Source organism: Clostridium sp. 29_15, assembly GCF_001916075.1.
In the GTDB taxonomy this organism is placed as follows: domain Bacteria; phylum Bacillota; class Clostridia; order Clostridiales; family Clostridiaceae; genus Clostridium; species Clostridium lentum.
In genome coordinates, this window is sequence record NZ_MNRT01000036.1 from 1 (window position 1) to 26,131 (window position 26,131).

Sequence of the window (26,131 nt, forward strand, 5' to 3'; positions counted from 1 at the left end):
ATTTATAATTAATAAATTTAACATATTTAAAGGCTGAATGCTAGATAACATATAACTTTCAGCCATCGAAAATTTTATACTTTCCTGTACTTTAAAAAAAGGACTCTTACGAGTCCTAAACATATTTACGCATGTGCTTTAGAGCTGTTTTCTCCAATCTTGAAACTTGTGCTTGTGAAATACCTATTTCATCTGCTACTTCCATCTGAGTCTTGCCATTAAAAAAACGTAAGGTTAAAATTAATTTTTCCCTATTATTTAACTTTTTCATTGCCTCTCTTATGGATATATTCTCTAGCCAGCTATCATCACTATTCTTAGAATCACTAATTTGATCCATTACATATATAGCATCTCCACCATCATGATAAATAGGTTCAAACAAAGATACTGGATCTTGAATTGCATCTAATGCAAAAACAACTTCCTCTCTAGGAATATTGAGCTCCTTAGCAATTTGCGACATAGTAGGTTCTTGATTATTATCCTTCACTAAACGATCTCTTACTAATAATGCTTTATAAGCAATATCTCTTAATGATCTGCTTACTCTTATAGCATTATTATCTCTAAGATATCTTCTGATTTCACCTATTATCATTGGAACTGCATATGTAGAAAATTTTACATTTTGCTCTAAATCAAAATTATCTATAGCCTTCATTAAGCCTATACATCCCACTTGAAATAAGTCATCTACATTTTCTCCCCTGTTATTAAATCTTTGAATAACACTTAATACTAATCGTAGGTTTCCTTGGATAAAAGTTTCTCTTGCCTTTTTGTCGCCTTCTCTCATCTTAATAATTAACTCTTTTTTTTCCTTTATTACAGGTAATTTTGAAGTATTAACTCCACAAATTTCGACTTTGTTAATGATCAAAATCATCAACTCCTTATGAAGTAATAACATACTGCATTTAAAATTATTCCCTGCATAAAGTTCTTTTATACTAAATTTATTTTAAATCATCTTATTTATTTCTTTTTTAAGTCTACTTATTATCTTTTTTTCTAATCTAGAAATATATGATTGAGAAATACCTAACATATCCGCCACTTCTTTTTGTGTCTTTTCTCGCTTGCCATTAAGTCCAAATCTTAAGCGAACAATTTCCTTTTCTCTCTCATTTAAATTTTTAAGAGCTAAAAATAATAACTGCTTATCTACTTCATCTTCAATTAAATTGTATACAGTATCATTATCTGTTCCTAATATATCTGATAATAATAGTTCATTACCATCCCAATCTATATTTAAAGGTTCATAAAATGATACCTCAGCTTTAATTTTACTATTTCTTCTTAAATACATCAAAATTTCATTTTCAATACATCTTGAAGCATATGTGGCAAGCTTTATCTTTTTTTCAGGATTAAAGGTATTTACAGCCTTTATTAGTCCAATTGTTCCTACAGAAATTAAATCCTCCACGCCAACTCCTGTATTTTCAAACTTTCTAGCTATATATACTACAAGTCTAAGATTTCTTTCTATAAGTATATCTCTTACACCTTCTTTTCCATTTATAAGTTCCTGTACTAATTCTTCTTCCTCGTCCTTTTTTAATGGTGGAGGTAAGGAATCATTTCCTCCTACATAATATACCTTCTTTGAAAATATATTCAACTTAGCAAATATCCTATTTATAAATAAAATCAGTTTTCTCATAAACCCTCCTAAATAATTCCTCTTGATAGTAATACTTGATAATCATTTTCTTTACTTAATGTAGTTTTACAACCACAAACTATCGCATCTATTTCTCTCCAAGCAGAATCATCTTTTCCCTTAATCTTGATAAAGTCACTTCTAAATCCATGTAAGATATCACTACTATCTATGGTCTTATATCTTATAAAATACTCATCTTCTTTCTTTAATTCAAGCTGTAATAAGTATTCATCTTCAATTAAAATGCATGGTAAATTAGTAATTGGTTCTCTTAATTCATTTCCTGTATCTAAAAATCCTTTAAGCATTAATATTTTTTCATCATTTTTAATATAAATATCATAAATAAAGTTATCTATCACTGCACGTTCTTTAATAGTATCATAAATCCTTATAGCTATAACCCCTACAAATAAAAGAGAAATCATGACCCATCTAATAGAATAATTTGATGTATTCATCCCTCCAGATATTGTATATGTACTGGATGATAATAAACTTATAAACATTACTCCGCACATTGTAAATGATAGCATAAAAAACATTACTGTAGCTTTAAATATATTTCTTAAAACTTTTTCTTTAAGCGATAATACTATCATAACTATAGCAAAAATCACCTTTAAAAAAGCATTACTCAAAACTACTGAATCTACAATAGGTGTCAAACCATATATTCCTCCAATAATGGCCGCAATATAAATTCCACCTTTTCTATATTTTAATCGTAACAATCGTAAAGTAACTAGTATTAGGAATAAGTCAATAATAGCATTTTCTATAAACACAACATCTAAATATACTTCCATATAACCTCCTCCTATGCATTAAATTATACATTCATACCAAAAATTTTTTTGTCATAAATGATACGATAATTCAAAATTTTACTCAACCTTTTTTTACATATACTCCATAAAAAAATCATAATATTTTAAAGCAATAAAAAAACTGCCACTTTTGTGACAGTTTCTCTTATTATACTACTTTCTTGATCTTAAGAAGCTTGGTATATTAACGCTTTCTCTATCTAAATCAAGTAATGGATCAATTTTTTCAGTATTTACTTCTTCTTTAAGCTTTACAGTTGGCTCAATCTTATGTTCTATCTTTTGTTCTGGTGTTGATAAAACACTCTTGTCGCTATCATCTTCAAAACCAGTGGCAATTACTGTTAATCTAATTTCATCATTTAAAGTTTCATCAATAACAGCACCAAAAATTATGTTTGCATCCATATCTGCTGCTTCTCTAACAATTTCTGCAGCTTCATATACTTCGATAGCTCCTAAATCAACTCCACCTGTAAAGTTAATAATAACGCCTGTTGCACCATCTATTGATGTTTCTAGAAGTGGTGATGATATAGCTTGTCTAACTGCATCTTGTGCTTTGTTATCACCTTTACCATATCCAACTCCCATATGAGCTAAACCTTTGTTTTTCATTACCGTTTCAATATCCGCAAAATCGGCATTTACTACCCCAGGAATAGTAATTAAGTCAGAAATAGCTTGAACACCTTGTCTTAAAACATCATCAGCTAATCTAAATGAATCTAAAAGAGTAGTTTTCTTATCAGCCATAGATAATAATCTTTCATTAGGAATTATAACTAAGGTATCAACTTTTTGCTTTAAATTTTCAATTCCCATTTCAGCATGTCTCATTCTTCTCTTTCCTTCAAATGGGAAAGGTTTAGTTACTACACCTACTGTTAATATGTTCATTGATTTTGCTACTTCAGCTACTACTGGTGCTGCACCTGTACCTGTTCCACCGCCCATTCCAGCAGTTATGAATACCATGTTTGCACCTTTAATTGCTTCAGAAATTTCATCTCTACTTTCTTCAGCTGCTTTCTTACCTATTTCTGGATTAGCACCTGCTCCTAATCCTCTTGTTAATTTTTCTCCAATTTGAATCTTCGTATTAGCTTGAGATAATAATAAAGCTTGCTTATCTGTATTCACCACAATAAATTCTACATTCTTTAAGCCTTCTAAAATCATTCTATTAACGGCATTACCACCGCCACCACCGCAACCAATAACTTTTATATTAGTTAACTCTTGCATATCTAATTCAAAATCTAACAAAATAAACTCCTCCTTTAAAATCTCTCTATTTGTAACTTTAATATTCTCATATTACTCTCTTGATTATCTCACAATCCCTCAATTTTCATATAATACATAACAATATAAAATATAGTATATTCTATATTTTACAACATTTTTGCCTTATTTAACAATAGCAAAAATACTAATTATATTAGAATTTTGTAATCAAATCGAAACTTTTGTAAAATATAGGTAAAATATATTATTTTTATAACTTATTAAACTTTACATAATTACTACTATATTGTCGTAATTATGTAGTATCGCTTTATACCTAATATATAATACCATAAATAAATTAAAAATTTAATACTATAATGCCTTTGACTATATTTTTTTATTATAAATAATTATTCCACAAAAATCAAAATTTTCCTTTCTATATATATTTGCTGATTAATTTAAAAGACCAAAATGGCTATGGACATGGCCACTTCGTAGTATTAATTTGACAGTTTTAAATCTTGAAATCCATTGATATACTTAAATTTACAACTAAAAAATTTTATACTTTTCTAAGCGTTAAAAAAAGATGCACGAAATGCATCTTTCATATGTTATAACATTAATAATCTTTTTAAAGTTTCTCCATCAACTGCATATGTCATTGCTGTATCTTGAGAAATAACACCTCTCTTACATAGTTCAGCAAGAGACATATCCATGGTTCTCATACCATATTTATTTCCTGTTTGTACAGCTGATTCTATTTGTTGAGTTTTACCTTCTCTAATTAAATTTTGTATTCCTGGAGTAGTAACCATTATCTCCATAGAAGGTACACGTCCATTTCCATCAATAGTTTCCACTAACTGTTGGGATACTACTGCCTTAAGTACAGAAGCTAATTGTATTTTAATTTGTTGTTGTTGATGTGGTGGAAAAACATCAATTATCCTATCAATTGTCTTTGCTGCTCCAATTGTATGCAATGTTGAAAATACTAAATGTCCTGTTTCTGCTGCTGTAATTGCTACAGATATAGTTTCAAAATCTCTCATCTCTCCAACTAAAATTACATCAGGATCTTCTCTTAAAACTGCTCTTAAAGCACTTTGATAGCTTTTTGTATCTTTACCTATTTCTCTTTGATTTACTATACACTTATTGTGCTTATGAAGATATTCTATTGGATCTTCTAAAGTTACTATATGACCTTGTCTTGTATTATTGATTTCATTTATCATAGCAGCTAAAGTAGTACTCTTCCCAGATCCTGTTGGTCCAGTTACTAAAACTAATCCTCTTTGTTCCTTCACAATTTCTTTTAATGTGCCAGGAAGTTTTAATTCATCTATTGTAGGAGCTTTTGGTGCTATTACTCTTATAGCTATGGCGTCACTATTCCTTTGCTTAAATACATTTACTCTGAATCTTCCTATACCTGGTAATGAATAAGAAGTATCAAACTCTCCATTTGCTACATATTCATCATAGCTATCATTTAATATTTCCTTAGCAAATATCTCTATATAATCAGGCAATAATTTCTCGCTACCTATTTGATTAAATTTACCATTAACCCTAATTGTAGGAGGTAACGCAACAGTTAAATGTAAATCTGATGCACCTAGCTCGATTGTTTTTATTAATAAATCTTTTAATAAGTACATTATTATTCCTCCTAATGTAAAAAACATATTCTATTCTATTATTTTATTTCATTCATCTTATAAATTCAACATATTTTAGCAAAAATATACAAAAATGCTATTTAGGGTATAACTCTTTCTTTAACTTTTTTAAAGCTTTCTTCTCTATTCTAGAAACATATGATCTAGAAATTCCTAACATTCCTGCAATCTCTCTTTGTGTTTTACATTTACCATCCTTTAAACCATATCTCATTTTTAAAATTTCACCTTCTCGTTCAGTAAGAGCACTATTTATCTTATTGTAAAGAGCTTTTATCTGTAGCTTCATTTCAACTTTATCTATAACTGAATCCTTTTCACTACTTAATACATCTATTAAACTAATTTCATTACCTTCCTTATCCACACCTATAGGATCCTGCAGGAAAGTTTCACTTTTCTGCTTCTTATTATTTCTAAAAAGCATTAAAATCTCATTTTCTATACACCTTGATGCGTAAGTTGCTAGTCTAGTTCCTTTTGATACATCAAATGAATCAATTGCCTTTATAAGTCCCACAGTACCTATAGAAATCAACTCATCTATATCTTTATTTGGAATTTGATATTTTTTCACAATATGTGCCACTAATCTAAGATTTCTTTCAATCAATATACTCTTAGCCTTCTTATCCCCTGTTTTTAAAAGCTGTAAATATTTTTCCTCTTCTTTTTCATCTAAAGGTTTTGGAAAGGTATTGTTTCCAGATATATATCCTGTTAAGAATATATTACTGCATAAAAACTCCATGAAATTTGATAATAATATCACTTAGAGTTCCTCCTAATAGTGCTTATTATATCATATGAAGCTATACTAAAATATTGCTTATAATAACTAAATTATTTTATCAAAGAATTAAATTTCCTCCTCCCAGCTCTCTACCATCAGGATGAGTTTCTCCTATATTAGGTGCCACAACAACTAAAGTATACTTCTCTCCATTATATTCAAAATATCCTGCAAACCATCCATGGTTAGTACCTCCTCCTTCTCCTGTTGATGTTCCTGTTTTACCACCTTCATTTATACCTTCCACCCTAGCCTCATAACCTGTTCCTAACCATATGACATCACTCATACTTTTTTGTACTATTTCACTGGTTGTTGTACTAAAAACCCGTCTACTCTCACTTTCTTCCTCAGAAATTAAATTGCCATCATTATCAACAATACTTTCTATTATATATGGCTTAATATATACTCCATCATTTATCACAGCATTAATGGCACCAGCTATTTGTAGTGGTGTAACTGTAACACATTGTCCTATTGAGAAATTGGAGACTCCTTCTTCTAAAGTTGGTTTTGTACCTACTGCCTCATCTTTATTTTCACCACTCAACCCTAATACTTTTTGATATAATCCTAGTTTTTCAGTATATCTAACCATATTATCATATCCCACCATGGTACCTAATTGTGCAAAAATATCATTACAAGATATCTGCAATGCTTCATCAACACTCAATGGTCCATGAGCATATGATTCTCCATTTTTACTGCATATTAAACCAATACAAGAATAAACATCATTGCTATCAGTAAGCCCCATATCAAGAACTATAGCTTCTGTTAAGATCTTAAATATTGAACCTGGTTCGTAACCTATGCTACCTATAGCTAAATCAACATTAGCCATTTTATCATCCTTTTGCACCAATGCTCTTATTTTTCCTGTATCACTCTCTAGAAGCACCACACCTACATTTTCTAAAAAACTATAACTTTCATCATTTAATACATCCTTGATTTTTTCACTCCACTCTTTGTTTATTGTAAGCTGAATATTCTTATTGCCAGAGGTATCACTTTTATTGGTAAGTTCATAGATAGATTTATCATTTAATGAATATTCACCTTCTTCATATTTATTATCCTTTATACAGTTATAAACTTTTTCTTGTAATGAACCTTCAGAAATTTCACTTTCTTCAACTGTTGCCATTATATCCTCTATCTTACCTGCTTCACTAGCCTTTCTTTCAGTATATACATAAGTATAAATTCCTTTAATGCTTTTTAATTTATTAATTTTTTCATAGCTTTCGTAAGTAAGATAATAATACAACTTTCCACTTGAACTCATAACATCTGTATAGGAAAAGTCCCCATATTCTGATTTCATTATAAAATTTAAAGCTAGTAAATCTTCAATAGTATCCTCATAGTTATTTAATCTAAAGGGTTTGGAATCAATAACTAAAACATATTTTTCACTATCATTCACTAAGCTTTCGCCATTGGTATCAAATACCGAATATCTACTTCCATTAAATATTTCTGTTTGATAGTTTTTAAGTTCTCCTTGCACTAACTTTGTAGGATGTACTTGAATATAATATAGTCTTAAAATAAGCATAAAAAGTAAAGCAAAAAATACTATAGCTATAATCTTGCTTCTATATATTATACTTTTCTTAAAAAACAAAAAAACCATCTCCTTCAGCTAAATTCTAGCCTTTGGAAATGGTTTCTATACAATTATTTTAATATATCTCTAATTTTAGCCATTAAAATATCTATTGCCACATAATTATGTCCACCTTCTGGAATAATTATATCTGCATATCTTTTAGTTGGTTCTGTAAACTCCATATGCATTGGTCTAACCATAGTTAAATATTGATCTATAACTGATTCAACTGTTCTTCCTCTTTCATCAATATCCCTTACTAATCTTCGTAATATTCTTATATCTGCATCAGTATCCACATATACCTTAATATCTAAAAGGTTTCTTATTCTTTCATCTTCTAAGATTAAGATACCTTCAACAATTATTATTTCCCTTGGTTCTACAGTTGTAGTATCTTTTGCTCTATTATGAACAGTAAAATCATATCTTGGCTTTTCTATTGATTTGCCCTTAATTAGTTTTTGTAAGTGTTCTACTAAGAGATCATTATCAAAAGCCATTGGATGATCATAATTAGTTTTAACTCTTTCTTCCATTGATAAATTACTTTGATCTTTATAGTACATATCCTGTTGTATCATTGTGATACGCTCATTTGAAAAATTAGAATATAATGCATCTGCAATGGTACTCTTGCCTGAACCTGTCCCTCCAGTAATACCAATTAAAATAGGCTTTTTCATTTATATGATCCTCCTTAGTTATTGTTTATATTAATTGTATTATTTGCTTTTACAAGCATATCATTTACTTTTAATGGCTCACTTACCTTTACCTTAAACATCATATGTGCTCTATTAGCTACGTCCGTTTTCTTATTTTTATCTAAATCATACATATCTTCTAACTTGATTTTGAAATAAGGTACATCTGGTCTAAGTACTTCCACCTCATCACCTTCAAACACTCTATTTTTTTGAAGTATTGTAGCAGTTTTAGTTTCAGCATCATACTCTTTAACCATTCCCACTATTTCATAATCTCTAACATATGATGAATCTTCATAGTTTTGTTCACCGTTTATACCTAAGTAGAATCCTGTATGATATGGTCTATGGCTTACTTTTTTAAGCATATCCATCCATTCTTCTTTAAATCTATAAGCACTTGGGTTGTCCCAGTAACTATCTAATGCTTCCCTATAAGCCTTAACTACAGAAGCAACATAAAACTCACTCTTCATTCTTCCTTCTATTTTAAATGAATATATTCCACTTTTAACTAGCTCAGGAATATAGTGAATCATACATAAATCCTTTGCATTCATTATATATGTACCATTATCATCTTCTACCACTGGATAATATTCACCTGGTCTTGTTTCTTCAACTAAATGATACTTATATCTACATACATTCCCACAAATTCCTTTGTTAGCATCTCTTTTAATCATATAATTAGATATTAAACATCTTCCTGAATAAGCTACACACATTGATCCATGTACGAATGCTTCAATATCACATTCTTTTGGAATCTTAGATGTAATTTCATTTATTTCTTTAAAAGTTAACTCTCTAGCTAATACTATTCTTTTTATCCCTAAGTCATACCAAAACTTTGTTGCTTTCCAGTTTACTGTATTTGCTTGAGTACTTAAATGTATTTCAAGATCTGGTGCTGCTTCTTTACAAATTGCAATTAATGCTGGATCTGCTACAAGAACTGCATCTACACCAATTTCATATAATCCTTTTATGTATTCTTCTGCACCATTTAAGTCATGATTTCTTGCAAAAACATTTAAAGTAACATATACTTTTCTTCCTCTATCATGACAATACTTGATTCCTTCAAGCATTTCTTCATTGCTAAAGTTATTAGAAAATGCTCTTAAATTTAGCTTTGCTCCACCTAAATATACAGCATCTGCACCATAATCGATTGCTATCTTTAATTTTTCTAAATTACCAGCTGGAGCTAGTATTTCCGGTTTTCTCATTAAGTTACCTCCTCTTTGTTACAGCTATGCCATCTCCCATAGGAATAACTGATGTAATTAGATTTTCATCTTCTGAAACTAATTCTAAATATTTTCTCATTCTCTTCACAATTGTAATTTTTCTTCTCTTCACAAGTTCATCACTTGCAACCATCCCTCTAAATAACACATTATCTGCTATTATTATTCCATCTTCCTTTAATAATCTTAAGCAATGGGGTAAAAAGTGATTATACTGTCCTTTTCCAGCATCCATGAATATTAAATCATATGGTTCATCTAAAGATTCTAAAATTTCTAAACAATCTCCTTCTTTAATTTCTATCTTACTTTCTAAATTAAAGCTCTTGATATTTTCCTTTGCTAACTTAATCATTTCTTCACTTCTCTCCACAGTTGTAATATGTGGAGAAGTACCTGCTGCTTTATACATCTTTATGGCAGAATAACCTATAGCAGTTCCTAATTCAAGAATTCTTATGGGCTTTTTCATACTCACCATAAATTCTAAAAACTTTATTGTCTCTTTTTGAGCTATAGGAACGCCTTTTTCCTTAGCAAACTCTTCCAACTCATTGAACTTACCTGTACTATCTGGTATTAAACTTCTAATATATTCTTCCATATAATCATATGTTATTCCACTCATCATATTCCTCCATTAATATCCTAATTCTTCTTTCCTTCTTAGGAAATCATCATAATTATCAGTAAAATAGTGTGTATTTTCACTTTCTAAAAGATAATAAAGATAATCAGTTTCCTTTGGCTTTAAAGCTGCCATTAATGATGCTCTGCCCGGATTTGAAATAGGACCTATAGGAAGTCCATAATACATGTATGTGTTATAAGGAGAATCAATCTCTAAATACTTTTCATACATCTTTTCAATGTGATATCCATACGAATATATCACTGTTGCATCTATTTGAAGAGGCATTCCTATTGCAATTCTGTTATATATTACCGAAGAAATAAAACTTCTTTCACTATCAACTACTGCTTCTTTTTCAATTATAGAAGCAACATTAACTTTTTTTTCAATTTCCTCTTCTGGTATTGATATATTTAAATCTTCAACAATTTCCTGCCAAACTTTCTCAAATCTATTAAGCATTGTCTTTATTATAAAATCTGCATTTTCATTTTTATTAAAACTATATGTATCTGGAAATAAAAATCCTTCAAGGTTATATCTTTTATTAGGATTATTGCTTATATACTTAGGTAACTCATAATTTTTTACTGAATCAATAAATTCTTTGCTATTGCATATATTATTTTCCTCTAATTTTTCTGCAATATCATCAATTGTATATCCTTCTGGAATAGTTATGTATACTTTATCTTTATTTGAATCTGTTAAAAGGTTGACAAATTCATTTAATGTCATACTTTTATTTAATTTATATGTTCCTTCCAAAACCTCTGGTTTTATTCCACATATCTTCAAATATAATTTTACTAAAAACTTATTTTTTATTTTACCTTCTTCTGATAATTTATCAAGAATTCCATAAAAACTATCACCTTCAGCTACCTCAACAATTTCTTCATTGTTTATTTTAAGTGGTGTATCTACTATCTTAAAACATTGCCAAATGGTAATTATGATTATCATTATTACAAAAATTCTTGCAACTCTGATAATTCTTTTATTTTTTTTCATAAATACCCCCTATATATAATTAGTGAATAGCCTTATGACTATTCACTATTATAAACCTTATTGATGAATTTTAAAAGTTTTTTAGCTGATTTTCGATATTATTTTTTTCCTCTACTAATCATTCTCTTTCTTTCAGCAGCATCTAAGTATCTCTTTCTTATTCTGATGCTTTCTGGAGTTACTTCCACTAATTCATCATTTCCTATAAATTCTATTGATTGCTCTAAAGTCATTGGAGTAATTGGAACTAACTTAACTGCATCATCTGATCCTGAAGCTCTAGTATTTGTAAGTTTCTTTCCTTTACAAACATTTATATCTAAATCATCAGCTCTTGAACATTCACCAACAACCATACCTTGGTATACTGGAGTTCCTGGAGTTATGAATAATCTTCCTCTTTCTTGTGCATTGAACAATCCATAAGCAATTGCATCCCCTTGTTCAAATGATACTATTGAACCTCTACTTCTAGATTCTATCTCTCCTTTATATGGAGCATATCCTTCAAACACATGGTTCATGATCCCATTACCTTTTGTATCAGTCATAAATTCATTTCTAAATCCTATAAGTCCTCTTGCTGGAATACTAAATTCAAGTCTTGTATATCCATTAACAGCTGATGTCATATTAACCATCTCACCTTTTCTAGGACCCATTTTTTCCATTACAGCTCCCATGAATTCTTCTGGTACATCAATTGTTAAGTGTTCTATTGGTTCAACCTTCTTACCATTTTCTTCTTTAAAAATAACAGATGGTTTAGAAACTTGTAATTCAAATCCTTCTCTTCTCATTGTTTCAATAAGTACTGATAAGTGAAGTTCCCCTCTTCCTGAAACTTCGAAACAGTCTGGAGTTATTTCTTTAACTCTTAAACTTACATTAGTTTCTAATTCCTTCATTAATCTATCTCTTAAGTGTCTTGAAGTTACAAATTCACCTTCTTTACCAGCGAAAGGTGAGTCATTAACCATGAAGTTCATGCTCAGAGTTGGCTCATCAATCTTGATGAATGGTAAAGCTTCTGGATTTTGAGCATCTGCTATAGTTTCACCTATGTTAGCATCTAAAACACCACTTACAGCTATGATATCTCCAAGTCCTGCTTCTTCAACTTCTTCTCTCTTTAATCCATTATATCCAAATACAGCTGTAATTCTATAATTTGATTTAGTCCCATCTTGTCTTACCAATGCAACACTTTGGTTTTTCTTTACTGTACCTCTATGTATCTTACCTATAGCTATCTTTCCAACATATTCACTGCTATCTAATGTTGTAACTAACATTTGGAAAGGTCCATCTATTTCACCTTTAGGTGGTTCAACATGGTCTACTATTGTTTTAAATAGTGGTTCCATATCTTCATTCGTATCTTCAACATTAAATCTTGCAAATCCTTCTCTAGCTGATGCATATATTATTGGGAAATCTAATTGTTCATCATCTGCTCCTAATTCTAAGAATAAATCAAATACTTCATCAATAACATTTTCAGGTCTTGCATTTGGCTTATCAATTTTGTTTATTACAACTATTGGTTTTAATTTTAATTCTAATGCCTTCTTAAGAACGAATTTAGTTTGTGGCATTGGGCCTTCATATGAATCAACAACTAATAAAACTGAGTCAACCATTTTAAGTACACGTTCAACTTCTCCACCGAAATCAGCATGTCCTGGTGTATCAACAATGTTAATCTTTATGTCATTGTACATAACTGCTGTATTTTTAGAAAGTATTGTTATTCCTCTTTCCTTTTCTAAGTCGTTAGAGTCCATTACTCTCTCATCCATCTTTTCGTTTGTTCTGAAAACATGACTTGCCTTAAACATAGCATCAACTAAAGTAGTCTTACCATGGTCAACGTGGGCTATTATTGCTATATTTCTAATATCATTTCTAGTAACTAATTCCATTTACTTTCCTCCAATTAATTTAAATCAGTAATTTTATTCTTACTATGTAAACCTATAAATATTTTACCCAAAAATAAAATTGGATACACAAGTACCCAATTTAAAATCTCTTAGATATTTTACTATCATATAGTATTCTTGTCAACTAAGTGTTAAATTTCCATGATTATTGGTAAAATCATAGGCTTTCTCTTAGTTTTTTCATATAGGAATGATCTTAGTTCATCCCTAACTGTTGATTTTAAAGTAGACCAGTCAGTTATTTTTTGCTCTTCACATTTAGCAAAGACATTTCTAACTATATCTCTTGCTTCATCCATTAATTTTTCTGATTCTCTTACATATACAAAACCTCTTGAAATAATATCTGGACCTGCAATTATAGCTTTATTTTCTTTTGATAACGTCACAACAACTGTCAATATCCCATCTTGAGATAAATGTTTTCTATCTCGAATAACTATATTTCCAACATCTCCAACACCAAGACCATCTACAAATATTTGTCCCGAAATTACAGAACCACTCTTCTTAATGCTATTTCTTGTAACTTCAATAACATCACCAATTTCAGGTATTAATATATTTGACTTTGGCACTCCAATACTATTAGCTAATTCACCATGTTGTTTAAGATGTCTATATTCTCCATGAACCGGAATAAAATACTTTGGTCTAACTAAAGTTTGCATTAATTTTAATTCTTCTTGACAAGCATGCCCTGATACATGTACCGCTTCTGAAGAACCATAAACAACTTCAGCACCTTTCTTAAATAACTGGTCAATAACTCTAGATACTAATTTTTCATTTCCTGGAATAGGAGTAGCTGAAATAATAATTGTATCTCCTGAAACTATATTGACTTTTCTATGCTCAGAAGTAGCCATTCTCGCTAATGCTGACATAGGCTCTCCTTGACTTCCTGTTGTAATAATAACTATCTCATCATTATTATATTTGTTAATTTGATCAATACTTACTAAGTTTTCTTTTTCGATTTTAATATAACCAAGCTCTATAGCTACTTGTACTATATTCTCCATACTTCTGCCTGAAACAGCTACCTTTCTTCCATACATAGCTGCAGCATCAATTATTTGTTGTATTCTATGAATATTAGATGCAAATGTTGCAACAATAATTCTTCCTTTACTCTTACCAAAAATACGACAAAGACTTTCTCCAACTATTTTTTCAGACATAGTATATCCTGGCCTTTCTACATTAGTAGAATCTGCCATCATTAATAATACTCCTTTTTTGCCTAACTCTGCAAATCTTGCAAAATCCATTGGTTCACAGTCAATTGGTGTATAATCTACTTTAAAATCTCCTGTATGCAGAACAGCACCTAATGGAGTATGAATTGCTATAGCAACAGAATCCGCAATTGAGTGGTTAGTTTTAATGAATTCTACTGATACAGAATTCAATCTTACTACATCTCTTGGTTTTACTGTAATAAGCTCAGTTGTACTTAATAAATTATGTTCTTTTAATTTACTTTGTACAATTCCTAAAGTTAATTTTGTACCATATACCGGTACATTAAGTTGTTTTAAAACATATGGTAACGCACCTATATGATCTTCATGGCCATGAGTTAAGAATATACCTGAAACCTTATCTTTATGCTTTAATAAATATGTTATATCTGGTATAACAACATCTATTCCAAACATATCTTCATCTGGAAATTTCAAACCGCAATCTATGATAACTATATCATTCTTATATTCAATAGCAGTCATGTTCTTTCCTATTTCATTTAGTCCTCCTAATGGAATAATCTTAACCTTGGCTTTTTCTCCTTTCATATGTCCCCTCCTTTTTCTTCTTTAATATGTATATAAAAGGGTTTTTCTCAACACTTTTGAGTTATACCTTTCTTCTTACTTTTCTTCTTTATTTTTACATTCAGAACATATTCCAAAAAATTTCACACTGTGATCTAATATGTCAAAGCCATAGGTATTTCGAATTCTTTCTTCCAATTCCTCTAGAAGATCATCTTGCACTTCAATAACTTTTTTACATTTATTACATATTAAATGATGATGCCTATGTTCTTCATCTTCATGAACTAATTCATATCTGCTACACCCATCATTTAAATCTAATTTGTAAATAACATTTAGTTCCTCAAACAATAAAACAGTTCTATATACTGTTGCTAAACCAATTTCAGGACATACTTTCTTAACTTCGTCATATATTTCTTCAACTGTTAAATGCATTCCTTCTTTTTCAATTATGATATCTAAAATTGATCTTCTTTGAGGCGTTAACTTGTAACCTTTTTGCTTTAAACTTTCCTTTAATGCTTCTATATCAATATTGATAGCACTCACACTAACACCTCTTTCTATTTTAATTATTCTTCATCTATAAAAATAGTGTTATAAGCTTCTTGTACCGCTGCTAACTCTACTTCATTATCTATTGCTTCTAATAATTCTTCGCCATCTTCTCCATTAATAACTTTTAATGCAAATGTATCATCTTCGCTGTATCCTTCTTCATATACAATTACATATTCATTTTTTTCATCTGTTTCTGGATTTACTATATCAAAGAAAGCTACTACGTTAAAACTTACTTCATTTCCTTCCTCATCAAATAATTTAATAATTTTATCGTCTTTTTTCATATTAAATTCTCCTTAGATTTTATTTTATATACAAAACATTATTTGCTTAGTCTTAATTTATCAAGATATCCTTGTAATATATACGTTGCTGCTACCTTATCAACAATCTTCTTTCTCTTTCCTCTCGAAAGATCAGCTTCAAGCATTGCTCTATGTGCTGCAACTGTAGTTAATCTTTCATCCCACATTTCTATAGGCAGATTAGTTTTTTCCTTGATAAGTTCCGCTAATGCTAAAACTCTCTCTCCAGATTCTCCTATAGTTCCATTCATATTTTTAGGAAGCCCTATAACTATCGTTTCAACGCCATAATCCTTACATATCTTATGGACTAATTCTATATCCTGCTCTTTATTCTTTCTTCTTATGGTATCTATACCTTGAGCAGTCCATCCTAAAGGATCGCTTATTGCTACTCCTATTGTCTTAGACCCTACATCTAGCCCTAATATTCTCATATGGTACTCCTTAAACTAAAAGTGCCCGATAAATACGGGCACTTTTCTACTTTATCTCTAAATAAGATTTTATTACTTCTTCAATAATTTCATCTCTCTCAAGCTTTCTTAATAAAGATCTTGCTCCGTTATAACTAGTAATGTAAGAAGGATCTCCGGAAATTAGATAACCTACTAATTGATTTATAGGATTATATCCTTTCTCCTTTAATGCATTATATACATCATTTAAGATGGCTTTTGTCATATCCTCTTTATTAACATTCAAGTCGAACTGCATAGTTTTATCAATGTTATTATCCATATTCTTTGCTGCCAAAGCAGCTCACCCCCTTACGAAGTTTAATACCTATACTTAATTATCAACATTTATTATATTTTGTATTCACTTATCTTATAATAATTATAACCTATTTTCCTTCAAATGTATACTACTTAACTAATTTTTCTATTATTTCATATGCATTTTCTACAGCTTCATTAATTTTTTCCGGATTCTTACCACCAGCTTGTGCCATGTCTGGTCTTCCTCCTCCGCCACCGCCTACTACAGCTGCAACTTCTTTAATGATTTTTCCGCAGTGAACACCTTTATCAAGAACATCCTTAGTTGACATTGCCACAAGATTTACTTTATCGTTCATCTTGCTTACAAGTACCACTACACCGCTTCCCATCTTATTTCTAATCTTATCTGCTAAATCTCTTAGTGCATTTCCATCAACATCTTCTAAAGCATATGCTACAGCTTTTACACCATTTATATCTTTTGCAGAATTTAAGATATCATCTTCAGCTCCTGAAGTTAATTTTGATTTAAGTTCTGATATTTCTTTATCTTTTTCTTTTAATTCAGCATTTTGTGATGAAATTTTCTTTAATATGTCTTTTTCTGTACATTTTAATCCAGCACAAGCGTCTCTTAAAAGTCTTTGCTTTTCTTCCATAAATTTAATAGCTTGCATTCCTGTTACAGCTTCAATTCTTCTTATACCAGCAGCAACTCCTGTTTCAGCTACAATTTTAAATAATCCTATTTCTCCTACATTTGAAACGTGAGTTCCACCACAAAGTTCTTTTGAAAATTCTCCTGCAGCTACAACTCTTACCTTATCACCATACTTTTCATCAAATAAAGCTGTTGCTCCACTTTCCTTAGCTTCTTCAATAGTCATAAGATTAGTTTCTACATTTGCAACTTCCATGATTTTTTCATTTACTAAATCTTCAACTTTTTGAAGTTCTTCAGAACTTAAAGCCTGGAAGTGAGTAAAGTCAAATCTTAATCTTTCATTATCTACATATGAACCTGATTGATGAACATGTGAACCTACTATTTCTTTTAAGGCAGCTTGTAACATATGTGTTGCTGTATGGTTCTTAGCTATAAAGCTTCTTCTTTGTTTTTCAACAAATAAATTAACTTCTTCACCAGCACTAAAGCTTCCTTCTTTAACTTCAACATAGTGAATAATTTTTCCAGAAACATTTTTCTTTGTGTTTACAACATAAGCTTTACCATTTCTTCCTTTAATTATACCCTTATCACCGATTTGTCCACCCATTTCAGGATAGAATACAGTCTTATCAATTACTATATAACCCTTGTCTCCTGATTTTAATTCATCTACAAAAGCATCATCTGTTGCAAGTACTAGTATATTACCTTTTCCTTCAGTAGAACCATATCCTACAAACTCTGTTTCAACATCTGCCTTTATTTTATTGATTGGAGTTTCTTCACTTCCCATATAAGAAGTTTCTCCTCTTGCACTTCTTGCTCTTTCTCTTTGTGCTTCCATTTCTTTTTTGAATTCGTCATTATCAACAGACATTCCCTTTTCTTCTAGGATTTCTTCTGTTAATTCAATAGGGAACCCATATGTGTCATATAATTTAAATGCTTTTTCACCAGATAATACTTTTGATTTTTCTGCCTCTAATTCTTCAATATAACCATTTAATATGTTCATTCCACTGTCTATAGTTTCATTGAATCTTTCTTCTTCTAAAGTGATTATCTTAGTGATATAATCTTTATTTTCAACTAATATAGGATAGTTTCCACCATAGTTTTCAACAACAGCATCAACAACTTCCTTTAAGAATAATCCTTTTATTCCAAGTAATCTTCCATGTCTTGCAGCTCTTCTTAGAAGTCTTCTTAAAACATATCCTCTTCCTTCATTACTTGGTTGTACTCCATCAGATATTAGCATAGTTACAGCTTTAACATGGTCTGTTACTATTCTTAATGAAATATCTGAGTTGCTATCTTTTCCGTATTCAACACCAGAAAGACTTGATACCTTATTTAATATGTTCTTAACTGTATCTATTTCAAATATGTTATCAACACCTTGCATTATAGTTGCAATTCTTTCTAATCCCATACCTGTATCTATATTTTTGTTCTTTAATGGACTATAGCTTCCATCTTCTTCTTTATTGAATTGGATAAATACTAAGTTCCAGAACTCAACTATTCTATCAGCATCTGATGCAGCAACAAACTCATCAACATTAATAACTGGAGCTAAACCTTCTCCTCTATCAAAATGTATTTCAGTACATGGACCACATGGACCAACTGTTCCAACTTCCCAAAAGTTATCATCTTTACCTAATCTAAATATTCTATTTGGATCTATATCAGTTTTAGAAGTCCATATATCATACGCTTCATCATCTTCTAGATATATAGTTACATATAATTTTTCCTTTGGAAGTTTTAATACTTCTGTTACAAATTCCCATGACCATGGAATTATATCATCTTTAAAATAATCTCCAAATGAGAAGTTACCTAACATTTCAAAGAATGTACCATGTCTTGAAGTTTTACCTACATTTTCAATATCACCTGTTCTTATACACTTTTGACATGTAGTAACTCTAGTTCTTGGTGGTTTTTGTAAACCTGTGAAATATGGTTTTAATGGTGCCATACCTGCATTTATTAATAATAAACTATTGTCATTCTTAGGTACTAGTGGAAAACTTTCCATTTTTAAGTGACCTTTTTCTTCAAAGAAACCTGTAAATGTGTCTCTTAATTCATTTGCTCCCATGAATTTCATGTAATATTACCTCCAGTATTAATTGATAATTAATAATTTAAGATAAAACCATTTGAAGATTTTTGTCTAAACTATCAATTTCGACTTTTATTTTTTAACTATATTTTATTTTATATAATAAAAAAAGTCTTCATCTCTCACTATATAAACAGCAAGGGACGAAAACAATATTTCCGCGGTACCACCCTAATTATGCATAAATAATATGCATCACTTAAAGTAAAATAAGCTCCAAGGTAGCTTCAATATGAAAAATAAGAAGTTTTCACCATCCACTTCCTCTCTAATATATTCAAGTCATATCTACTCATCCTTATCATAGCTTTAATATATTTTGAACTTTATAAACATTTTCCAAACAATTTATACAATTATTTTATAGGAAAATTATATTGCATTTCTAGAATTATGTCAATTATATGATTAAAATAAATAATAATTAATATCATCATATATGACTTTAATTATTACAGCTATAGGCACGCATAAAACCATACCAGCTACTCCAGCAAGCTTTTCTCCTAAAATCAAAAGCAATATAATAGTTACTGGATGCATACTTATACAATCCCCAGTAATCTTAGGTGCTAAAACATCTCCTTCTACTTGTTGAATGATAAATACTCCTACTAATGCAATTATCCCTTTTGTTACAGAAGAAGTCATAGCAATAAATACAATAGGCACCCCACCTATTATAGGTCCGAAATAAGGTATTATGTTAACTAGTCCATTAACAACTGATAAAACTAATGGCATTTTCAATCTAAGGCTTATCATTAAAATAAATGTAAGTACCCCTATTATTAATGATAATATTATCTGACTTATTATATATCTACTTAAAACTCTATCTATGTGGGAATTAATTTTTCTAACAATTATTCGTTTTTCCGTAGAGAAAATAAGCAATACTTTATTATACAAAACGTTACCATCAGCAAGAAAATAATATGCAGCTACAGGTACTATTGCAAGTCCTATTAAATTTTCTAATATGGCGATAATATTATCAAATAGACTTGTTGCTTCCTTTGAAAGTATTGTATTAATCTTATCACCAATTTGAATATAAACTGTTTCAAATAAAGGTATTTGATCAAGATCAAATTTTTCTGCCGCTAAAATAGCATATGCCTCTAAATTATCCAACATCCCCCCTATATTTCTACTTTCACTTAGCAATGATGGAACCATAAAATACATTATTCCTATAAAAGACGCTATGCAAAACAACACTATAATCATTGCTGCCTTTCTTATAGAAAGCCTATACTTTTCCACAATATAATCTCTTATAGGCTTCAAAGTATACGAAACAATAAATGATATAACCACCAAATTTACCACATCTCTTATCCCTTCTACATATAAATAGCTTAAAAATAATATTAAAAGTATTACTATAATTACTATATTCTTTATTATTTTTTTTCTTTTTTCTCGTCTCATTTATCTACACTCCTAAATATATGAGGTAAAGTCTTAAATACTACACCTTCATTTTCTTTATAAAGAATATATGATTCACATAAGATACAATGTTTTATAAGCAAAATCTCTTTTCCCCTAAACATTCGATCAAATATCCCTGAACACATTATAATACCTTTTATTTCAAAGTTTCTCTCATCAATTATCAAATCTTCTAGTATACCTTTTAGTACATTTTTCTCATTGACAATGTCTATTGCTTGAATTTCCTTTAATCTCATTCCAGAAAAATCACTTACCCTTTTAGCTATTATTACATTTTCTAAAGAAATAACATCTGATATGGCTATATAATTTTTTTTCTTATTTATGCTAAAGCTATTTATAATAACTCCCGTAACCATTCCACTATAAAAATCTATTGCAATGTCCTGCACTGAACCTAGATATTTTCCAGTGACATCATATACCTTCATTAAATTGAAATATCGTGTTTTTATCATCATAAACACCTCTACATTCTTTAAGGTAAAATATAATAACCATAGTATTTGCCAATACTATGGTTATTATTACTATTTTAACAAGAATGTCAAATACTTTATTTAAAAAACTATAACTTTTCTAATTAATATGTTATACTCATTCTAATAAATTAAAAATAGAATAGGTGAAATTTATGGAACAAATATTAAATGAAATACTTAACGGAATTAACAGCTTAAGAAATGATATTAATGCTCTAAAGACAGAACACATTAAAACTAATGAAAGATTAACCACTCTTGAACTTTCTCAAGAAAAACTAAAAAAAAATTAGATAGTGTTATAGAGCAAACTGATAATTTAATTGAAGTTAATGTGAGCGCAATAACTAAAGAAAATAGCTATGAAATAGCTAATATTACAGCAATGAATAATCTTTCTTGTAAATTAGGTGAAATAGTTAGTAAAGAAGTTAGAAATCTACTTTCTAATCAGTTACAAGAATTGAAATCAGATGTTAAGTTCTTGAATCATAAAGTAGCTGATACAGAAAAAGATGTCTTTGGAATAAAGGAGCATATTAAGTTAATAAAATAATACAAGAAAATTTTTAAAATTGATACTATTGATTATGCTATTAATAGATAAAAATAACTGATATTTTATAGATCATACTTAAATGGACTGCTGATAGAATTGATATTACACAATTATTTCAACAGTCCCTTTAATAATTATTTAGTTAACTCTTCTACTTCTCCAGATACTACATTCAATAAATCATTAGGTGATATCTTTATTTGATATCCAATTTTACCTGCACTTACAATAATGTACTTTAATACTTTACAACTCTTATCTAAATATGTCTTGTAATTCTTTTTTAATCCAATAGGTGAACAACCTCCCCTAATATATCCCGTATATTTAAGCATATCCTTCACATTAATCATTTCTATTTTCTTTTCTCCTGTAATACTAGCTGCTACTTTTAAATTCAGTTCTTCTGCAACTGGTATAACAAATACATATAATTCTTTGCTTGTTCCTTGAGCTACTAAAGTTTTAAATACTTCCTTCTCATCTATACCTATCTTATGAGCTACAGATATACCATCTATCTTCCCATCCTTACTTTCATACATAAGAATCTCATAATTTATTTTATTAGAATCCAAAATCCTCATTGCATTTGTTTTTAACATTTTTTCTTTAGCCATGCTACACCTCACTCTTAATATAAATCATTATATATTATACAGATATTAATTATTATAGTAATTTTAAAAATACTGATACTTTTAATATAATTCTAATAGAAGTTCATCTGAATTGTTAAAAAAGATTAATCGAAAAATTTCAATTAATCTTTTATAATTACTTAATTTTATTGTGTATTCTCTCCATATAGAAAGTAATAATTAAAGTCATTGCATAATCATATAAATAATATACAACTGCTCCAATAGCCCAATACAACACTCCGCTAAGCAGCCTTCCATTAACTGCAATATATTTAGAAATAATCTTTTCAGCAGCTAACAATACATCTATTCCTAAAATAGCTTTTGCTAATATTACTGCCAAAATAAATATTACATTATAATAAATAAACTTTAAAATAATTTCAACTTTCTCTTTTCTTAATCTTTCAATAAAGTATTTTACAATACCATATCCTCCAAAAATAAGAGTATATAAAAGCCATATATTTAATGGAATAAAAAATACTGATATAATACTAGATGCTAAATAAACCATCACTGCAGTCTTAATATCACTCCTGATTATGCATACAGGAACTATTGCTGATGCAATAGTCAACACCGAAATTGTGCTTACAGGCAATATAGATGCTGAATATAATATTATTATAGTTAGTGCTATAAGAATTCCACCTAATGTTATATTTCCCGACTTCATTTTATTCCCCCTATTTTTTTCTAACAACAACCAATTAAATCGCCACCCATACATTCACATATGCTATCTAAACACCATAAGTTTATACAGCAATCAAATGCATTGGCATTTCCACCAGTAGTTCTATATGTATTAGTATAACTCCTAGCCCTCATTCTTAGATTGTTTAAATTTTGTCTGTACTCAAAATTATTTGGATCCATTCTACAAGCAGTTTCCAAATTATTTATAGCTGCATCAAACCAACCCTTGTTTAACATCACCATTCCATATAGAAAATGCCATTCTGCATTTTTATTACTTATGCTATTTAATCTAGTTTCTGCAGCGATATTATTACCGCTTTGTATCATTCTTCTTATTTCAGCATATTGTGCTGTATCAGAACTATAGCTTTCTCCATTAGTATAGGAATTATTACTACTGCTATTATAAGAACTACTGCTGGTTCCTGAATTGTTCTTAAGCATTTCATAAGCTTGATTTACTTCTGCAAGCTTTTTCTCTGCCAAATCCTTTAATGGATTATCAACGTATTGATCTGGATGATATTGTTTTACTAATTTTCTATATGCCGATTTTATTTCATCCTGGCTGGCTCCAGGTTTAATACCAAGCACTTCATATGGATTCATTTTTACCACTCCTCTTATTACATTCGCATTCATTAGTTATTTTCGTGTACTTGTCCATCATACCTAAGCTTATAATATTTTCTAATATCTCTTTATTACGTTTAATTGGAAGCTTTTCTAAGGCATTTCTACATGTATATCCACAATTAAAAATTGTAAACTCCATTCTATCCCTTATTTCTCCCATTAGCTCTTCATACGTTTTATTATTGGTATTATACAAGTAATTAATAGGATTAAATTTATTTTTTTCCATATCCTCTTTCAAGTCATCTAGCGCATCAATAATATATATCCACTTTCCTAGTGAATATCCTAATTCATATAAATTACCTCTTATTTCTTCACTGTCACCTTCAAACTCCTCAGGATATAAATTTAATATTTTACCTACTATTTCACTAAAAGGATGAGCTATTTCATCGATAGACGAAAATCTCTTTTCAACCTCCAAATATGATAATTTTTTCAAATTTTCTTCTATTATATCATTTATTATTGTAACATTTCTGTTAAATTTACTTTTATATGGTGATAATATTATTGAACTTACTTTACTTTTCATGCTCCTATCATCAGCAACATCATCTAATAATTTATAATATACAAGGGAAACATTCATTGCTGCCGCATAAGCTAAAGCCTTATTATTAACTATCATAGGTTTCTTCTTCAATGGATGTGCTATACATCGCTGTATCTTAAAGCTTCTTTCCTCTTCATGCAATCCATCTAGTAACAACCCAAGAAAAGTCATGTCATAATTTAATGACATTCTTGGTATATTTCCAAAACCATCTTTTATATGCATACATACTCCACAATAATAACTTTTAAAAGATTCATATTCCCTTATCTTTAACTCTGGTTTAAGCGGAGTAACATAACCAAACAAAAAACCACTCCTTACTTTTTATAATATACATTAAATATCCTTAACATATTTTAGATATATTATATACTAAAGAGCCATTTAATAAAATATTTTTATTGTTTATTTACCTCAACGCTTTACAAACAAATCACCACTTTTACTTTTTTACTACAATTATATATTTATTGCTACCAAGCTTCAATATTCTTTAAATATTTTCTACAAAAAATGCTTATCACTCATAACTTTTTTCTAAGTAGGACAATAATATTTCCATTACATATACTATAAATATAAAGAACTCTTATATTTATAGATAAAGGAGTAAAATATATGGAAATTACTTTAAATGATAAAATTTATAATGTAAATCCTGAAGACTACTCCATAGAAAGTATTATAGTTTTTGGATCATTTATTCGTGGTGATAATAATATCCATAGCGACATTGATTTTTTGATAGTAATCGATAACTGTTCCTATAGTGAAAAATTAATAACTAAACTTAATATTGCTGAAGAAATGCAAATTCCTCCTTCATGGATATCAATTTATACTACCGATGAAATTTATGATTTATGCTTATATGGCGATAGTTTTCTCTGGAGTGTCAAGCTAGAAGGTTTAATCCTTTATTCTCGTAGCGGTTTTTTCGAATACTGCCTATATAATCTTAGACTATATACCAACATGACTAATGATATTGCTTCAAATTATAAGAAGTTAAGAAACATATCTTATGACTTTAATACTAAGACTGTTTCAAATGCTACCTTAATTAAGCGAATTGGCTATATAATCCGTAATACCCTAACAATCTTAGCCTATACTGCAGGAGTAATAAACTACAATAAATATGAGGTATATGATATATGTAAAAGCATACCTGGCTTCTATATTCCATTTTCCAAAGAAAGCTACATTAAATTACTTGATATAAAATCATATATTAAAGATAATAGTCTTGATGCTGATTCAATTCCTAATTTCCATCAGTATATCAAATTATGGATAAAAAAAGCTTTCTTACTTGTAAGGTCTTCATATTATAAAATTATTGCGCTGACATCTAGAGGTTTTTCCAGCCCATTTATCGATTACCTATAATATAAAATATAATTATGAACAAAATATATAAATATTTTCAATTGAAAATTAATAAAAAAAGACTATCTCAAAAGAAATAGTCTTTTTCATTAA

General features: G+C 29.3%; 27 protein-coding genes and 1 other annotated feature. Of the genes, 3 read left to right on the forward strand and 24 right to left on the reverse strand.

Going from position 1 to position 26,131, the window contains the following annotated elements:
• Positions 1 to 115 precede the first annotated feature (115 nt).
• From sigG to BHW04_RS08255, 20 genes are all read right to left on the reverse strand, one after another.
• Positions 116 to 883 (reverse strand): RNA polymerase sporulation sigma factor SigG, encoded by a 768-nt coding sequence (gene sigG / locus BHW04_RS08160; protein WP_022167998.1) that lies wholly within the window; start codon positions 881 to 883, stop codon positions 116 to 118.
• 81 nt (positions 884 to 964) lie between these two features.
• Positions 965 to 1,672 (reverse strand): RNA polymerase sporulation sigma factor SigE, encoded by a 708-nt coding sequence (sigE, locus tag BHW04_RS08165; RefSeq protein ID WP_022211569.1) that lies wholly within the window; start codon positions 1,670 to 1,672, stop codon positions 965 to 967.
• A gap of 8 nt (positions 1,673 to 1,680) precedes the next feature.
• The gene (locus BHW04_RS08170; RefSeq protein WP_302699366.1) at positions 1,681 to 2,484 is read right to left on the reverse strand and encodes a sigma-E processing peptidase SpoIIGA; all 804 of its coding nucleotides are present in this window, start codon (positions 2,482 to 2,484) and stop codon (positions 1,681 to 1,683) included.
• 174 nt (positions 2,485 to 2,658) lie between these two features.
• Complete coding sequence (ftsZ, locus tag BHW04_RS08175; RefSeq protein WP_302623083.1) at positions 2,659 to 3,774, reverse strand: cell division protein FtsZ; 1,116 nt, start codon at positions 3,772 to 3,774, stop codon at positions 2,659 to 2,661.
• 581 nt (positions 3,775 to 4,355) lie between these two features.
• The gene (locus tag BHW04_RS08180; protein ID WP_186834944.1) at positions 4,356 to 5,411 is read right to left on the reverse strand and encodes a type IV pilus twitching motility protein PilT; all 1,056 of its coding nucleotides are present in this window, start codon (positions 5,409 to 5,411) and stop codon (positions 4,356 to 4,358) included.
• 97 nt (positions 5,412 to 5,508) lie between these two features.
• Positions 5,509 to 6,204 (reverse strand): RNA polymerase sporulation sigma factor SigK, encoded by a 696-nt coding sequence (gene sigK / locus BHW04_RS08185; protein WP_022211573.1) that lies wholly within the window; start codon positions 6,202 to 6,204, stop codon positions 5,509 to 5,511.
• Positions 6,205 to 6,283: 79 nt separating this feature from the next.
• The gene (locus BHW04_RS08190) at positions 6,284 to 7,864 is read right to left on the reverse strand and encodes a penicillin-binding transpeptidase domain-containing protein (protein WP_302699367.1); all 1,581 of its coding nucleotides are present in this window, start codon (positions 7,862 to 7,864) and stop codon (positions 6,284 to 6,286) included.
• A gap of 53 nt (positions 7,865 to 7,917) precedes the next feature.
• Entirely contained in the window at positions 7,918 to 8,535 is a 618-nt protein-coding gene (udk, locus tag BHW04_RS08195; protein ID WP_022211575.1) for a uridine kinase, read from the reverse strand.
• Positions 8,536 to 8,549: 14 nt separating this feature from the next.
• Positions 8,550 to 9,794: a peptidase U32 family protein gene (locus BHW04_RS08200; protein WP_022211576.1), complete on the reverse strand. Its 1,245-nt coding sequence runs from the start codon at positions 9,792 to 9,794 to the stop codon at positions 8,550 to 8,552.
• A 4-nt stretch (positions 9,795 to 9,798) separates the two neighbouring features.
• Positions 9,799 to 10,443 (reverse strand): O-methyltransferase, encoded by a 645-nt coding sequence (locus BHW04_RS08205; RefSeq protein ID WP_302699368.1) that lies wholly within the window; start codon positions 10,441 to 10,443, stop codon positions 9,799 to 9,801.
• Positions 10,444 to 10,455: 12 nt separating this feature from the next.
• Positions 10,456 to 11,463 carry an endolytic transglycosylase MltG gene (gene mltG / locus BHW04_RS08210; protein ID WP_022211578.1) on the reverse strand — a complete coding sequence of 336 codons (1,008 nt, stop codon included), beginning with the start codon at positions 11,461 to 11,463 and terminating at the stop codon, positions 10,456 to 10,458.
• A 98-nt stretch (positions 11,464 to 11,561) separates the two neighbouring features.
• Positions 11,562 to 13,388, reverse strand: a complete 1,827-nt coding sequence (typA, locus tag BHW04_RS08215; RefSeq protein WP_022211579.1) for a translational GTPase TypA — start codon at positions 13,386 to 13,388, stop codon at positions 11,562 to 11,564.
• A gap of 152 nt (positions 13,389 to 13,540) precedes the next feature.
• On the reverse strand, positions 13,541 to 15,208 hold the full coding sequence (locus BHW04_RS08220; protein ID WP_302699369.1) for a ribonuclease J: 1,668 nt from the start codon (positions 15,206 to 15,208) through the stop codon (positions 13,541 to 13,543).
• 75 nt (positions 15,209 to 15,283) lie between these two features.
• On the reverse strand, positions 15,284 to 15,742 hold the full coding sequence (locus BHW04_RS08225) for a Fur family transcriptional regulator (protein WP_022211581.1): 459 nt from the start codon (positions 15,740 to 15,742) through the stop codon (positions 15,284 to 15,286).
• Positions 15,743 to 15,765: 23 nt separating this feature from the next.
• The gene (locus BHW04_RS08230) at positions 15,766 to 16,041 is read right to left on the reverse strand and encodes a DUF1292 domain-containing protein (protein ID WP_022211582.1); all 276 of its coding nucleotides are present in this window, start codon (positions 16,039 to 16,041) and stop codon (positions 15,766 to 15,768) included.
• A gap of 38 nt (positions 16,042 to 16,079) precedes the next feature.
• Complete coding sequence (gene ruvX, locus BHW04_RS08235) at positions 16,080 to 16,499, reverse strand: Holliday junction resolvase RuvX (protein WP_022167983.1); 420 nt, start codon at positions 16,497 to 16,499, stop codon at positions 16,080 to 16,082.
• Between the two features lie 46 nt (positions 16,500 to 16,545).
• A complete protein-coding gene (locus BHW04_RS08240) occupies positions 16,546 to 16,803 on the reverse strand; it encodes an IreB family regulatory phosphoprotein (RefSeq protein WP_302699387.1) in 258 nt (85 codons plus the stop codon).
• Positions 16,804 to 16,930: 127 nt separating this feature from the next.
• The gene (gene alaS / locus BHW04_RS08245) at positions 16,931 to 19,579 is read right to left on the reverse strand and encodes an alanine--tRNA ligase (protein ID WP_302630873.1); all 2,649 of its coding nucleotides are present in this window, start codon (positions 19,577 to 19,579) and stop codon (positions 16,931 to 16,933) included.
• Positions 19,580 to 19,730: 151 nt separating this feature from the next.
• Positions 19,731 to 19,908 (reverse strand) — a binding site (T-box leader).
• Positions 19,909 to 20,002: 94 nt separating this feature from the next.
• Positions 20,003 to 21,031 (reverse strand): AI-2E family transporter, encoded by a 1,029-nt coding sequence (locus BHW04_RS08250; RefSeq protein WP_022211585.1) that lies wholly within the window; start codon positions 21,029 to 21,031, stop codon positions 20,003 to 20,005.
• Positions 21,028 to 21,519, reverse strand: a complete 492-nt coding sequence (locus BHW04_RS08255) for a PRC-barrel domain-containing protein (protein WP_302630874.1) — start codon at positions 21,517 to 21,519, stop codon at positions 21,028 to 21,030. The genes BHW04_RS08250 and BHW04_RS08255 overlap by 4 nt, the downstream gene beginning before the upstream one ends.
• A gap of 173 nt (positions 21,520 to 21,692) precedes the next feature.
• Here BHW04_RS08255 and BHW04_RS08260 point away from each other — a divergent pair, with 173 nt between their 5' ends.
• Together BHW04_RS08260 and BHW04_RS08265 are read left to right on the forward strand one after the other, a co-directional pair.
• Positions 21,693 to 21,833, forward strand: coding sequence for a hypothetical protein (locus BHW04_RS08260; protein WP_302699370.1), 141 nt, complete (start codon positions 21,693 to 21,695; stop codon positions 21,831 to 21,833).
• Between the two features lie 41 nt (positions 21,834 to 21,874).
• Positions 21,875 to 22,096 carry a hypothetical protein gene (locus tag BHW04_RS08265; protein WP_302699371.1) on the forward strand — a complete coding sequence of 74 codons (222 nt, stop codon included), beginning with the start codon at positions 21,875 to 21,877 and terminating at the stop codon, positions 22,094 to 22,096.
• Between the two features lie 137 nt (positions 22,097 to 22,233).
• Here the strand turns inward: BHW04_RS08265 and ybaK are convergent, their stop codons facing one another.
• The 4 genes from ybaK to BHW04_RS08285 form a co-directional block, all read right to left on the reverse strand.
• Positions 22,234 to 22,719, reverse strand: a complete 486-nt coding sequence (gene ybaK, locus BHW04_RS08270; RefSeq protein ID WP_022211588.1) for a Cys-tRNA(Pro) deacylase — start codon at positions 22,717 to 22,719, stop codon at positions 22,234 to 22,236.
• A 157-nt stretch (positions 22,720 to 22,876) separates the two neighbouring features.
• On the reverse strand, positions 22,877 to 23,422 hold the full coding sequence (locus BHW04_RS08275) for a hypothetical protein (RefSeq protein WP_186834950.1): 546 nt from the start codon (positions 23,420 to 23,422) through the stop codon (positions 22,877 to 22,879).
• 20 nt (positions 23,423 to 23,442) lie between these two features.
• Complete coding sequence (locus tag BHW04_RS08280; protein WP_302630876.1) at positions 23,443 to 24,057, reverse strand: J domain-containing protein; 615 nt, start codon at positions 24,055 to 24,057, stop codon at positions 23,443 to 23,445.
• On the reverse strand, positions 24,044 to 24,952 hold the full coding sequence (locus BHW04_RS08285; RefSeq protein ID WP_022211591.1) for a DUF5685 family protein: 909 nt from the start codon (positions 24,950 to 24,952) through the stop codon (positions 24,044 to 24,046). The genes BHW04_RS08280 and BHW04_RS08285 overlap by 14 nt, the downstream gene beginning before the upstream one ends.
• Positions 24,953 to 25,264: 312 nt before the next feature.
• On the opposite strand from BHW04_RS08285, the gene BHW04_RS08290 reads away from it, so the two are divergent.
• Positions 25,265 to 26,038, forward strand: coding sequence for a nucleotidyltransferase domain-containing protein (locus tag BHW04_RS08290; protein ID WP_302630877.1), 774 nt, complete (start codon positions 25,265 to 25,267; stop codon positions 26,036 to 26,038).
• Positions 26,039 to 26,131 lie beyond the last annotated feature (93 nt).

What these genes read in the sequence shown, in the direction of transcription:
- sigE (WP_022211569.1), bottom strand. Translation starts at nt 1,672, where the DNA reads ATGAGAAAACTGATTTTATTTATAAATAGGATATTTGCTAAGTTGAAT.
- BHW04_RS08170 (WP_302699366.1), bottom strand. Translation starts at nt 2,484, where the DNA reads ATGGAAGTATATTTAGATGTTGTGTTTATAGAAAATGCTATTATTGAC.
- BHW04_RS08180 (WP_186834944.1), bottom strand. Translation starts at nt 5,411, where the DNA reads ATGTACTTATTAAAAGATTTATTAATAAAAACAATCGAGCTAGGTGCA.
- udk (WP_022211575.1), bottom strand. Translation starts at nt 8,535, where the DNA reads ATGAAAAAGCCTATTTTAATTGGTATTACTGGAGGGACAGGTTCAGGC.
- BHW04_RS08200 (WP_022211576.1), bottom strand. Translation starts at nt 9,794, where the DNA reads ATGAGAAAACCGGAAATACTAGCTCCAGCTGGTAATTTAGAAAAATTA.
- BHW04_RS08205 (WP_302699368.1), bottom strand. Translation starts at nt 10,443, where the DNA reads ATGAGTGGAATAACATATGATTATATGGAAGAATATATTAGAAGTTTA.
- mltG (WP_022211578.1), bottom strand. Translation starts at nt 11,463, where the DNA reads ATGAAAAAAAATAAAAGAATTATCAGAGTTGCAAGAATTTTTGTAATA.
- typA (WP_022211579.1), bottom strand. Translation starts at nt 13,388, where the DNA reads ATGGAATTAGTTACTAGAAATGATATTAGAAATATAGCAATAATAGCC.
- BHW04_RS08220 (WP_302699369.1), bottom strand. Translation starts at nt 15,208, where the DNA reads ATGAAAGGAGAAAAAGCCAAGGTTAAGATTATTCCATTAGGAGGACTA.
- BHW04_RS08230 (WP_022211582.1), bottom strand. Translation starts at nt 16,041, where the DNA reads ATGAAAAAAGACGATAAAATTATTAAATTATTTGATGAGGAAGGAAAT.
- ruvX (WP_022167983.1), bottom strand. Translation starts at nt 16,499, where the DNA reads ATGAGAATATTAGGGCTAGATGTAGGGTCTAAGACAATAGGAGTAGCA.
- BHW04_RS08240 (WP_302699387.1), bottom strand. Translation starts at nt 16,803, where the DNA reads ATGGATAATAACATTGATAAAACTATGCAGTTCGACTTGAATGTTAAT.
- alaS (WP_302630873.1), bottom strand. Translation starts at nt 19,579, where the DNA reads ATGAAATTCATGGGAGCAAATGAATTAAGAGACACATTTACAGGTTTC.
- BHW04_RS08250 (WP_022211585.1), bottom strand. Translation starts at nt 21,031, where the DNA reads ATGAGACGAGAAAAAAGAAAAAAAATAATAAAGAATATAGTAATTATA.
- BHW04_RS08255 (WP_302630874.1), bottom strand. Translation starts at nt 21,519, where the DNA reads ATGATGATAAAAACACGATATTTCAATTTAATGAAGGTATATGATGTC.
- BHW04_RS08260 (WP_302699370.1), top strand. Translation starts at nt 21,693, where the DNA reads ATGGAACAAATATTAAATGAAATACTTAACGGAATTAACAGCTTAAGA.
- ybaK (WP_022211588.1), bottom strand. Translation starts at nt 22,719, where the DNA reads ATGGCTAAAGAAAAAATGTTAAAAACAAATGCAATGAGGATTTTGGAT.
- BHW04_RS08275 (WP_186834950.1), bottom strand. Translation starts at nt 23,422, where the DNA reads ATGAAGTCGGGAAATATAACATTAGGTGGAATTCTTATAGCACTAACT.
- BHW04_RS08280 (WP_302630876.1), bottom strand. Translation starts at nt 24,057, where the DNA reads ATGAATCCATATGAAGTGCTTGGTATTAAACCTGGAGCCAGCCAGGAT.
- BHW04_RS08290 (WP_302630877.1), top strand. Translation starts at nt 25,265, where the DNA reads ATGGAAATTACTTTAAATGATAAAATTTATAATGTAAATCCTGAAGAC.